Origin of the sequence: Nostoc sp. JL23, from assembly GCF_017115065.1 — a bacterium.
Taxonomy (GTDB): domain Bacteria; phylum Cyanobacteriota; class Cyanobacteriia; order Cyanobacteriales; family Nostocaceae; genus Nostoc; species Nostoc punctiforme_A.
The window spans coordinates 1-10,718 of sequence record NZ_JABXKN010000102.1 but is presented as its reverse complement, the minus strand read 5'-3'; the positions used below and the strand labels follow the sequence as shown (position 1 = coordinate 10,718).

The following is a 10,718-nucleotide window of genomic DNA, read 5'->3' as shown; positions in this document are numbered from 1 at the left end:
TATCTAGCATCTATAGATTCCATAGGTGATATTTTTTGTCAATGCGTAAGTCCTACAGGCGTTGCTGTAACTGGATGTTTTGCTCTTTCTGCTGCTTGTACAGGTTTTGCAGAGATTGGATTTGCTCTTGTACCTGGGCCTCAGCTTTAGCCCCTGCTTCTACTTGCAAACCAATTCTCAATTCCTAAGAAAGTCGCTCTAGTTCCTGTTTATAACGTTCTTCAATAGCAGCGATCGCTTCTGTGTATTCTGGTGGATAAGTCCGTTCACTCGATTCGGACACAATTGCGTCATTTAAATCAACCAAATCACTATTGTTTACCAGCAGCCTTTCACCATCGCTGAAGGTAACAATCTGCTGATAGTTATTCGGTGCGTCTGCTTCAATCACTCCCGAATCCCCATAACGAGAATGTTTTGGTGATGAGACAGTCACAGAATTACACAATTGCGTTTTTGGGTTTTCGCTTTTTGCGGCGCGTTTAACCGTTGGTGCAACCTGCTGCACTGCTTTGGCAAAATCGGCGGCAGTGGGGAAGGGTTTTTCTTTGGCTGCGATCGCAACAGCTTCGTTTAACTTGTCGGGAGTTTTGACCAACCGGAGTAAGGAGCGAGTTTGAGAGGGTTTAGTAATCTTTTCCCTGAGTTCCTCTCTCTGGTAGAGTATCAACTACTTTCTTCGCAGACAGCAAATCTCTGACGCGGCGATATCCCCCGTGTTTAGTTAACTCGTTCTCGCAATATTCTTCAAAGCTGACGTGTCCACCATTTTTGTAATAGTGGTTGTCTCGCATAAGGCGCAGTTCATCTATTGCTTGCCACTCGAATTTGTTGATGGCAGTGAAGGTTTCCTGGATGCTGGCGTTGACAACACTGTAATCGAGTGCTGTTGTTTGTTCTCTGTCTAGTGTCAGCATATTTCTTGCTCACTATGGTAAATGCTTGAAAGTTGGGGTGTTGCAGTTTAACCAAAGTGAACAAGGTAGCTGTAAGATGGATTTTTCCAAAAATGTGTCAGCATTATAGTTAGTTCACTTTGTGGTGAATAAATTGAACGGGCGATCGCATTGCTTTGGTCGGCGGCGATCGCTTTTACTAAGCAGCAGGGGTAATAATTACTCAGGTTGAGCGTTTCCTGCTCCATTGTCGGACTGCCTCACAAGGCAATCCAAGACTGGACTAATACGGTCAAGCGCAGCACTAATTGTTCACTGAAATTTTGTAATCGAGTAACATCCGTTTTTAAGTTTCTCATTTCATTTATTGCCTAGCTTTTAAATATAGTTTCATTTTAGCCTATACAAAGGAAATCATTAAATCAATAATACGTATATAATTGTTATAGGCTAGTTGCTAGGCTAGCCTATAGTGATAAATCCTGTCATTGTTTGGCAGGGGTCTCATTAACTGCAAAACCCCCGAAGCTATGTTTCAGGGGGTTTTTCTTCATCTTCAAATTCTAAAAACTGGCGAATCCGTTCGCGTGATAGCCTGAGTTGCTCCGAGGCGCTTCTCAGGCTGCTAATTCCCCCAGGATTTTCTCAGCACGTTCCTTAAACTCCTCAAGCTCTGCAACTTTCTTCTTGATGTTGTCAATTTCGTCATCACTTCTTGGCGATATTCCTAAATAACTGTCGATGAACTCTAGTAGAAGTCTACTAGCAGAAGTTCCACTCGCTTTGGCCTTTTTTAAGAAAGCAATTTTCTTTTCTTCTGGGATGCGAAAGTTCATTTGGGTTTCCCCTTCCGCAAGATTTCTTGGCATAGTATGTCCTTTTCTGCTCAATCATAGCTTTTAGCCTATACCTAATTCTACTCTTCAGCCTAGTTCTTGCCTATAAAATAGGACTTTTGTCCATTTTGCCTACACATAAACCTATATTTATACTTAACAAAGGAAATATTTTAGCCTATACTAAAGATAGCAAAACAAAAGACGACCGCTCTAGCGTGAGAAACTTACGCGATCGCCTTTTGTGAAAAACCTAACCCCGTGTAGAGGCAGGAGATCCTCATTATGACGCAATCCGTTTACACACAACAAGCACCCTCAAACTTCAAGCTCAATCAAACAATAGTTGCAGATACTCCCTTCAGAGATGAACAAGCCACAGCCCAAGCAGAACTATACACCCACCTCGAATCCCAAGCCGAAGCTGTAGCCCCCACCCAAGACCCCCTGACTGCTCGTGACCGTCGCATCATCGGTGAGATTATTGAAGTCCAACCCGAATCCGTTCGCACTATCTGGATAGAAGGTGGAATCACAGTATGGGTGCAGTTTGTGGAAGGCGGACAGCTACCATTTGACCGCAACTGGTTCGCAAAAAGAGTTGCAGAAGTCAAAGCGACTCTACCGGAAACCCCACTAGAGCGTAACAAATGCCTGAGCGATGAATTGGAAAAAGCCTGCACTGTTTTTGGTCTGTACCACGGTGAAATTGACTGGCTATCATTTAGCACCAAACTCTACCAAGACGGGCACTTTGTCGGCTTCGTCGAGTGCAATCAAGAAGGCTGGTACGCAAGACCCAGACAGTACGGAGTCAATCGCGTGGCTGCTAGTGCTGAACAAGTGATTGCTTCGTTGGGAGTCCGAGCGACAGTAGCGGCTTAGTTGCTGAAGATAGAAAGGACGATTGCTGCCCCAAGAGAAAAGCAATCGCCCTACACAAAATTTAGACAATCGAAATCATCATGGCACACAGACTATGATTAGCACATTTCTTCAACAAACGGAGTTGGAAGAGTCTCTTGAGAAGATACTATTGCCTCCAAGCGACCCCAATGCAGAGGTGCAAGAGATTCCTGGCTACAAGCTGGTTTACGTTAACGGAGCCTGCCCCAGAAATTATCGAGTGTACAAGGCTCATTCAATGATTAGAGTGATATTTCAACACATTACACACTGGTCTAACGGAGTCGATTTTCTTCGATACGCCGAGCCGGTTGATGCAGCAGTTGGGTTGGATGAATTTTTGAAGGTGGCAAGAGTATCAACAACGGCATCAGAACAACCGCCTACGGAAGAAGAGTTGCTAGATAAGGAATTTGATTCGCTGACGAATGACGAGTGGGAGCGTCTGAAAAGATACGTTCCACAAGCGAAACATTTGGTTGCAGCGTAAGGAAACGGGTGGATAGGGCAGACCCACCTGTGTGGCAAGGAGCAAACTTAAATTTTATCCAAATAGAACACCACAACTTATTGAATAAACCAATGGAACCGATAGAAATCCTAGAAGAATTCAACTCGTGCTACGCAAAGATTCAGGCGATCGCCCAATGCGAATCAAAGAAGTTCGCACACTTTTAAATTATCCACTCGATTTAGTCAAAGAATGGCTGCATTCTCGAAATGTTACGAGTCCAAGTGAGCTTGATTTTGTTCAGATTGATGAACTAGTGAAAACCATGTGTTTGGCTTGGGCTGGTAATAAGTTTGGACATCCCAATCATGCTGTTAACTCTTATCAGAAACACGTAGTTGATACGGTAGCACGAGGAGTAGATGAAACAACAGCAATCAGCGCATGGATGGAGGGAGCGCTTGCACAATTGCCTGAACTGAATTGAAAAGAAAAATCATACTTCAAGAAGAATACATTCGGCAGCAATCTTAACGTTCTCTTAGAAACGCTGGTTCTGCATAAACAGCAATTATGCTCATCAAACAAAGAGGCATTGTTGCCAACAAGTGACCACCGCCATTGAGTATCGGAGAAAATCGGGGCTTGAAAACAGCCCTCGTTGAGCCGATTCAGTACAGGGACAGTAGCAAAATTACTTTTGATTCTCGGACTCTCCTTGCTGTAATTGTTGCACCACTTCTACTGATAAACCAGTAATTCGAGCGATCGCTTCTACTGTCATTCCTTCTGCTATTAAGTTTTGGGCAATTTCATGAGCTTTTTGTTGACTTCCTTCTTCCCTTCCTTCTTCCCTGCCTTCTTCTTTGCCTTCGGTTTTAATTTGTTGGTAAATCACAGACTCACGCATTATGTCTCTCCTAAATAAACGCTCAATTACATCTTTTTCTAATACTAACCCAGCCAGAATTGCAGAGGCGGCAGCAATATTACTTTGTGTTCGCCGATCAGCAATTTTGTCAACAGCCGCAGCCTCTAGTTGTAATGTAGCAACTTTGTTCTCAGTAGCACTCAAGACCGCAAACGGGAGTAATCCTGGTGTGGACAAAAAATCTGAAGGAGGCTGCTCCCACAAACGAATCACTGAAAACTCATGTTGTAAACTTTCAGTAGTAAAAGTAGTTTGATACACCTTCTCTGATTCGGTTTTAGCGTGGAACCCGTTGGCGTTGGCGTTTGCGAACGTGAACACCAATGAAAAGCACCGTTGGCAGTAGTGTTTCTTCATAGAAGGGCTTTCAGAGCCTTAATCCAAAGTCTAGCTCAAAATATATTTGATCCGGTGAGTCCTCTGAATATAGACGGGTTGAGCACGTTCTCTTAACTGGCTTTCCCGTTGGGCTGGGCATTTCCTAGTCTGGAAGTGCCATAAGCCATCGCTTATCAAAGAAAAAATCAGCCTTTGAGCGAATCAAAACAATAGCTATCCCTGTCATTCAACCTTTGGATTACTTCTCTAACCTTTTAGGTTTTGATTGACATCAGATGTAGAATTTTAGTCGATTCAAAGGGAAGTAGTAGTAAGCTGAAATTAGAGGCAGACTACTGAATTAGGGATTATCTCTAACCACAACTGATTCAGCACACTCAATTGAAATTGTGACTCGTGAAGGAGCAAGAACAGTGGAAGCTTTACTACAAAAAACTTGTGTTCCCTGTAGTGGTGATTCGCTGCCAGTAACTGAGGCTGAAATTGCTGAACTTCAGCCTCAGATACCTAATTGGAAGATGATTGAGGAGAATGGTGAGTCACATCTACAGCGTGTCTACAATTTTCCCGATTTTCAGACAGCACTAGCCTTTACTCAACTAGTGGGTGAAGAGGCTGACAAACAAGGACATCACCCCGCTTTACTGACCGAATGGGGCAAGGTAACAGTTACTTGGTGGACACACGCGATTCAAGCACTGCATCGCAACGATTTCATTATGGCAGCTAAGACTGATGATATCGCTACTGGGTTTACTAACTAGAGCGGTGGCGCTTCAATAAGATTGTGCTTTCTTAATATTGTGACAATAGAGTAGCAATATGAAGCCATTGTGGAGAACTGCCATAATTTTAACTGCGATCGCTGGTGTTACCATCAGCGCTATCTCGATTTTCCAAAGAACTAACCAGCCATCCATCGCACTCACCGAAGAATGGACAGCTACACAAGTGATAGATGGGGACAGCATCACAGTCCGTCAAACCGATGGTAGCCAAATGTCAGTTGAGCTTTGTGGTATCGATGCCCCGGAATTGAAACAAGGTGAAGTCCCAGGACAACCATTGGCTAATGAAGTAAAACAGAAATTGCTTAAGCTAGTCGCAGCTGCCGATAATCAACTGATAATAATTCCGGTGGAAAAAGACAACCACGGGCGAACTGTTGCTGAAGTGATGGCTCACGGACAGGGTGAGGCTGAGATTAGTTTTCAGGAAGAACTGCTTAAAAGCGGCTTGGCTAAAACGCGACTTGGCGGGATGGAATTGTGATTTGAACGATAATTTGACCAAAGGGACGGGACATACTTCACTCTGCATGTAACTTAAAGGATAAAGTGACCGTTTTTAAACCATTAAGTGGCCGCAGAGCAGAACCTAAAGCGGAAGCGTATTTGACTAATGCTTTACCTACATTTTGTACAGCTTGAAAACCCTGCTGTGCTGTTGCAGGTAAATCAGTAACTGCATTAATACTTGAGGTAGTAATCTCTATAGTAGTATTTTTGATTTCATCAACTACTTCTTCTATCCCCTTTGCTGTATTATTTGCTACTTCTTGCGCTTTATCTTTGAGCGTATCCGCCAAATTTCGTGCTTGGTTGATGAAATCCATGTTTTAGAAAACTGTTGTTTTGACAATTTAATATTTAGTTCAGCTTCTCCCCTCAAAGCTAAAAACCACATCAGCATTAATCATGAACTTCCAGGGTAATATTTAAAGCAAAGATTCTAGCAAAGCGCGATCGCTCACTTTCTCTATTCCCAGATTTTTGCTCATTAGCACTCTATCACCAGCAACTATGTGCTGCGATCCACTAAGGAAAAAGCTCAAAATCGCGGATGCCGTCTATGGATGCGGTAGTACTTGGGGTTGCCTTGAAAAAGCGAATATGTCTATGATAGGGCAACTGCTTGCTCTTGATGCAGATAAAGATATTGGGTTTGAGATGCGCTACCCCTGATTACTGTACTCTTTAAGACTCTTCACAGTATCTTGATAATATTTCAGAAAATACATCGATGAAATTAAGGCTGAATCTCAGCAACATAGTACTAAGATCATCGCTGTAATTTGTTTGATTAAGTGTCCTTGTCCTTACGGGGGGACAAAAAGGGCTAGGATGCAGATAAAATAAGCTTCATAGCCCTTTGTCCTTGTTGGTAGTACTTACGTTTACGGAACTTTCGCCCTCTTGATCCGCTTTCACTTCAACACCAGAGACTTGGTTTTCTCCCGATAAGGAAGTTGAATTTCCCTGTTCTACAAGCTGGGGTATGAGTAGCATTAACGCAGAAAACTGGGTTAAGAGATATTACATAAGCAATACAAGCATTTTTAGAATCTGAAACCCTTATTTTATCGTTGAGCAGTGACTTGACGATCAGCAGAGCGTCAATCACCTTGGTTATCAGGAGAATCTTTATCTAACAAGGCTTTTAAGCTTAACTCGGTTTTTTGTTCCGATGATACTTATACCCATAGTTGTTCAAAATACTACCGAGTATAAGTGCTTGGTTTGATTGAAAATGAAGGCTGGATGCTGGATCGTTGCGTTGTTTTGCAAGTTGCGATCGCCCCGTGATCGATTACGATTATTTTTGCTAAATTGACAAGTATTTATTTTCAATAAAGCATGAGTTTAATTACTACTCCTAAAGGATGAAACTTGCAGCTATTTGTAATAATATCAATTCTCTGTGAAGCTGCACATTATTTTGACCCTTCCCAACCTCCCTGATACTTTGGTGAGGTTGGGAGGGATTCTTTCTATGCATCTTCATTTGGGAGAGGTTCTTTCTATACATCTTCATACAGAATTGGTATAACTTAGTTAAAATACGTTTTAATTCCAGTTTCTAATTGCGATAGAAGACTGTAATATAATTGCATAAATCTAGTAGTGAAACTATTACTACGAGGAGCAAAGAGAAATTGTTTGTAAAAGTAATGATGTTTTAAAAAAGGTTTAAATAGTGTATGAATTGTATAACTTCTATTAGAACCTTCAAATGGTAGAGGTTATATTGCGAGAAATTTGTAACTATTAAATGTGCAGTCAAAGAAACTCAAGCTGAGACGTTCATTAGGTTAGAGATGCTCCTCAGTAAACTTCATAGATATAAACATTATTTTTTGACGGCTCCTGATTACGCAAACAATTAATTAAATGAGTAATTTAATGACACAATCTCTCTGGTTTTTTGGCTCTCGCCTCAGCATTATTATTGGAGATTAATTAAATATATGCAATCTTTCGAGGTCTATCGCCCTTTGGGTGCGGGAGAGCAAATCTTCTGGCTCCACGATCAAGCTCATTCCTTACATTTCGCTCTCACAGCCCAAATCAAAGGAAAATTCACAGTTACTCAACTTCAACAAGCACTCCACTTTGTACAGCAAAGGCATCCATTCCTCCGAGTTCGGATTGCTCTGGATGAAGCAAAGTACCCTTGGTTTGTCGAAGACCATGCTGATATTCCACTGCGGGTTGTGCAGAGGCTATCCGAACAACAATGGCAGCGAGAAGTTGAGCAAGAAATCGCAACGCCCTTTATTTGGTCGCAAGCTCCGTTAGTGCGGGTTGTCTTGGTTCACTCCAGCAATGGCGCAGAATTATCAGAATTGATTGTGATATGTCATCACTCGATCGCTGATGGTATTTCTGTAACTTACTTAATTCGGGATATTTTGCAGGCGATGCCTACAGGAACCCCTTCAGTGTACGCTACACCCACTACATTCGGACAGTCTTTATCTGTACCTCCGTCACTAGAGGATTTGATTGTCGATCGAACTCCCGAAAAAGTTTCTTTGCTAAAGCCAATTCCTACATTCATCAGTGATTCTTTTGCAGTTGGGCAACGTGCGAAGCAACCTAACTGTTCATTTGTCAGTTCTGGTTCACTTTCGCCCGAAACAACGCGCTTACTCATAGCTCGTTGTCGGCAAGAACAAACGAGTGTTCATGCTGCGATTTGTGCCGCTTTTCTCTTAGCAGTCCGCCAGCAAAATCATTCAAAACAGACGCAGAACCTCAACTGTACGTCACCGATTAATCTCAGACCATACTTGACATCTGCAAACCAGGAAAATCTCAGTTTATATATTGGTGCTGAACGGACATCGCACCTCTTAAACTTTGATGCCAATTTTTGGCAAGTCGCTCGTTCTGCTAAACAACAACTCAAGCAAAGTATGACATCTAACAAGCTGTTTGGGAAGATTTTTCAACTTCAACAATGGCTATCTACCTTCAAGAGTCCTGATGATGCTTTACAAGTATTTAAAGACCAATTGGACTACGATATAACCGTTAGCAATCTCATGCGCTTGACGATCACGCAACAGTTTGGAGAGCTAGAACTTCAGGCTATCTATGGGCCTGTAGTGACGACAGGTGTCAAAAACGATCGCTTAGTTGGCGTAGCGACTTTGGGAGATCGGCTATTCTTCACGCTCGTGTGTTCAGAACGGGTGATGCTGCAATCCCAGACAAAAACACTCCACGAGGAAGCTATACATCTACTAAATGAGGCGATCGCATTCAACTACGAGGAGCAAAGAGAAATTGTTTTTAAAAGCAATGATCTTTTAAAAAAGGTTTAAATAGTGTGTGAATTGTATAACTTCTACTAAAACGTTCAAATGGTAGAGGTTATATTGCGAGAAATTTGTAACTATTAAATGTGCAGTGAAAAAAACTCAAGCTGAGACATTGATTGGCTTAGAGATACTCCTCAGTAAACTTCATAGATATCAACTAGTAAAAATTATTTCTTGACGGCTCCTGATTAGGCAAACAATTAATCAACATGAGTAATCTGATGGCACAATCTCTCTGGTTTTTTGGCTCTCGCCTCAGCATCATTGCAGATCACACAACTACCGCAGGTCAGTACGATCTGATCGAAGGCTACTTCCTTCCTAGTACACAAATACCCCTCCATCGCCACACACGCTATTCTGAACAAATCTATGTACTGTCCGGGGAGTTTACGGTTTGGGCAGGTGAGAAGAAGGCTGTGTTGAGTGCTGGTGAAAGCTTCCTGATTCCTACTGCCACACCCCATACCGTCGCCGTGCTTAACGATCAGCCAGCTCGCGTGTTGGTCGTTGCTGCGCCAAGTGGCTTTGCTCGGCTGATCGCAGCAGTCGGTACACTTGATGAGAAAGAAACACCGGATATGGAACTGTTTGAACGTATTTGCGTTGAGATCGGCGACGAAATTTTGGGTCCGCCTGGAACCTTACCCTCGGCATGATGCTAGTAGTTTGCCAACCCAAAAATGCGCTTGTGAGGTCTGGGGAAAGGGGAAAGGTTAAGGGATTTAAAACCCTTCCCCCTTACCCTTTACTCCGCCAAGTTAACTTGGCGAACTGCTAGGAGAACATAGCAATCCTCTTAGAACAATGAACAAAATCGGTGCAGAAGTCAGGAATAACACATAGTTTGAATGCTGGTAAATTTCATTTCACTATGGGTAAGGCTGCAATTGAGAAAGTTTTAGCAACAATATATACAGAAGCCATCACCAACTATGCACGCGCTGATTGTAGATGATTTTCAAACTGCAACATTTCGTACCGCCGAAATTTCCCGACCGGAACCCACTGCCAACCAGGTTTTGGTGCGAATCAAGGCAAGCGGTGTCAACCCGCTCGACAGCAAAATCCGCACAGGTAAAGCGCCCCATGCCAAACCTGTACTCCCTGCCGTGCTGGGAACCGATCTGGCTGGGGTCGTTGAAGCAGTTGGACAAAATGTCACCGCGTTTAAAGTCGGTGATCAGGTCTACGGACTGACGGGTGGAGTCGGTGGACTGCAAGGTTCACTCGCTGAATTTGCCGCAGTTGATCCCGATCTACTGGCAAAAAAACCAACCAACCTCAGTATGCGTGAAGCAGCAGCTTTACCCCTGGTGGTCTTGACTGCATGGGAAGGACTTGTCGATCGCGCTAATGTAGGCGATGGTCAGAAAGTCCTCGTACTTGGCGGCTCCACTTTAGACGATGCATTTCAGGCAGTACGCATTTACGGACATGTCGTTAGTAGCTACGGCTGGGGTCAGCACTCCTTGATGCCACTCTCGCGGAAGGCTGCGACGTATTCAGGCATATTCGTGCTTCTGCCTCTACTGAATGGTGAAGGGCGTACTCATCATGGTGAGATTCTGCATCAGGCTACGCAGTTGGCGGATGCAGGTCAACTACGCCCAATTGTTGATCCTCGCCATTTTACGTTGGATACCGCACTGGATGCCCACAAGGCGGTAGAGCAAGGCACATCGGTCGGCAAAATCGAGCGCTGATTGTCCAAAACGGGAATGCCTATGAAGAAGGTATACGCGGCGAATTT

General features: G+C 43.3%; 15 protein-coding genes. 8 read left to right on the top strand and 7 right to left on the bottom strand.

Annotated features, from left to right (window positions below; all coding sequences use genetic code 11):
* Positions 1-184: 184 nt before the first annotated feature.
* The 4 genes from HWQ42_RS20885 to HWQ42_RS20870 all read right to left on the bottom strand — a co-directional run bounded on the left by HWQ42_RS20885 (position 185) and on the right by HWQ42_RS20870 (position 1,765).
* Positions 185-670, bottom strand: a complete 486-nt coding sequence (locus HWQ42_RS20885) for a hypothetical protein (protein WP_292815718.1) — start codon at positions 668-670, stop codon at positions 185-187.
* The gene (locus HWQ42_RS20880) at positions 627-917 is read right to left on the bottom strand and encodes a hypothetical protein (protein WP_292815715.1); all 291 of its coding nucleotides are present in this window, start codon (positions 915-917) and stop codon (positions 627-629) included. Before HWQ42_RS20880 ends, HWQ42_RS20885 begins: the two co-directional genes overlap by 44 nt.
* 47 nt (positions 918-964) lie before the next feature.
* Positions 965-1,144 carry a hypothetical protein gene (locus HWQ42_RS20875; protein WP_292815713.1) on the bottom strand — a complete coding sequence of 60 codons (180 nt, stop codon included), beginning with the start codon at positions 1,142-1,144 and terminating at the stop codon, positions 965-967.
* Between the two features lie 369 nt (positions 1,145-1,513).
* Positions 1,514-1,765 (bottom strand): hypothetical protein, encoded by a 252-nt coding sequence (locus HWQ42_RS20870; protein ID WP_193912988.1) that lies wholly within the window; start codon positions 1,763-1,765, stop codon positions 1,514-1,516.
* 252 nt (positions 1,766-2,017) lie between these two features.
* Here HWQ42_RS20870 and HWQ42_RS20865 point away from each other — a divergent pair, with 252 nt between their 5' ends.
* The 3 genes from HWQ42_RS20865 (at position 2,018) to HWQ42_RS20855 (ending at position 3,576) form a co-directional block, all read left to right on the top strand.
* Positions 2,018-2,617 carry a hypothetical protein gene (locus HWQ42_RS20865; protein ID WP_292815709.1) on the top strand — a complete coding sequence of 200 codons (600 nt, stop codon included), beginning with the start codon at positions 2,018-2,020 and terminating at the stop codon, positions 2,615-2,617.
* Positions 2,618-2,639: 22 nt separating this feature from the next.
* A complete protein-coding gene (locus tag HWQ42_RS20860) occupies positions 2,640-3,128 on the top strand; it encodes a hypothetical protein (protein ID WP_292815706.1) in 489 nt (162 codons plus the stop codon).
* A gap of 127 nt (positions 3,129-3,255) precedes the next feature.
* Entirely contained in the window at positions 3,256-3,576 is a 321-nt protein-coding gene (locus HWQ42_RS20855; RefSeq protein WP_292815704.1) for a hypothetical protein, read from the top strand.
* 207 nt (positions 3,577-3,783) lie between these two features.
* Here HWQ42_RS20855 and HWQ42_RS20850 read toward each other — a convergent pair whose 3' ends face one another.
* Positions 3,784-4,341, bottom strand: coding sequence for an Rpn family recombination-promoting nuclease/putative transposase (locus HWQ42_RS20850; protein WP_292815701.1), 558 nt, complete (start codon positions 4,339-4,341; stop codon positions 3,784-3,786).
* Between the two features lie 431 nt (positions 4,342-4,772).
* Here HWQ42_RS20850 and HWQ42_RS20845 point away from each other — a divergent pair, with 431 nt between their 5' ends.
* Positions 4,773-5,123: a 4a-hydroxytetrahydrobiopterin dehydratase gene (locus HWQ42_RS20845; RefSeq protein WP_334813602.1), complete on the top strand. Its 351-nt coding sequence runs from the start codon at positions 4,773-4,775 to the stop codon at positions 5,121-5,123.
* A gap of 58 nt (positions 5,124-5,181) precedes the next feature.
* Positions 5,182-5,631 (top strand): thermonuclease family protein, encoded by a 450-nt coding sequence (locus tag HWQ42_RS20840; protein ID WP_292815696.1) that lies wholly within the window; start codon positions 5,182-5,184, stop codon positions 5,629-5,631.
* A 37-nt stretch (positions 5,632-5,668) separates the two neighbouring features.
* Here the strand turns inward: HWQ42_RS20840 and HWQ42_RS20835 are convergent, their stop codons facing one another.
* Positions 5,669-5,974 (bottom strand): hypothetical protein, encoded by a 306-nt coding sequence (locus HWQ42_RS20835; protein WP_292815694.1) that lies wholly within the window; start codon positions 5,972-5,974, stop codon positions 5,669-5,671.
* Between the two features lie 1,632 nt (positions 5,975-7,606).
* Between HWQ42_RS20835 and HWQ42_RS20830 the strand changes: the two genes are divergently transcribed.
* Together HWQ42_RS20830 and HWQ42_RS20825 are read left to right on the top strand one after the other, a co-directional pair.
* A complete protein-coding gene (locus HWQ42_RS20830; RefSeq protein ID WP_292815690.1) occupies positions 7,607-8,968 on the top strand; it encodes a condensation domain-containing protein in 1,362 nt (453 codons plus the stop codon).
* 218 nt (positions 8,969-9,186) lie between these two features.
* Positions 9,187-9,624 carry a cupin domain-containing protein gene (locus HWQ42_RS20825; protein WP_292815687.1) on the top strand — a complete coding sequence of 146 codons (438 nt, stop codon included), beginning with the start codon at positions 9,187-9,189 and terminating at the stop codon, positions 9,622-9,624.
* 302 nt (positions 9,625-9,926) lie between these two features.
* Here HWQ42_RS20825 and HWQ42_RS20820 read toward each other — a convergent pair whose 3' ends face one another.
* Entirely contained in the window at positions 9,927-10,130 is a 204-nt protein-coding gene (locus tag HWQ42_RS20820) for a hypothetical protein (protein WP_292815723.1), read from the bottom strand.
* Between HWQ42_RS20820 and HWQ42_RS20815 the strand changes: the two genes are divergently transcribed.
* Positions 10,033-10,671: a zinc-binding dehydrogenase gene (locus HWQ42_RS20815; protein ID WP_292815720.1), complete on the top strand. Its 639-nt coding sequence runs from the start codon at positions 10,033-10,035 to the stop codon at positions 10,669-10,671. The two genes, HWQ42_RS20820 and HWQ42_RS20815, sit on opposite strands and share 98 nt — an antisense overlap.
* The last annotated feature ends 47 nt before the right edge of the window (positions 10,672-10,718 follow it).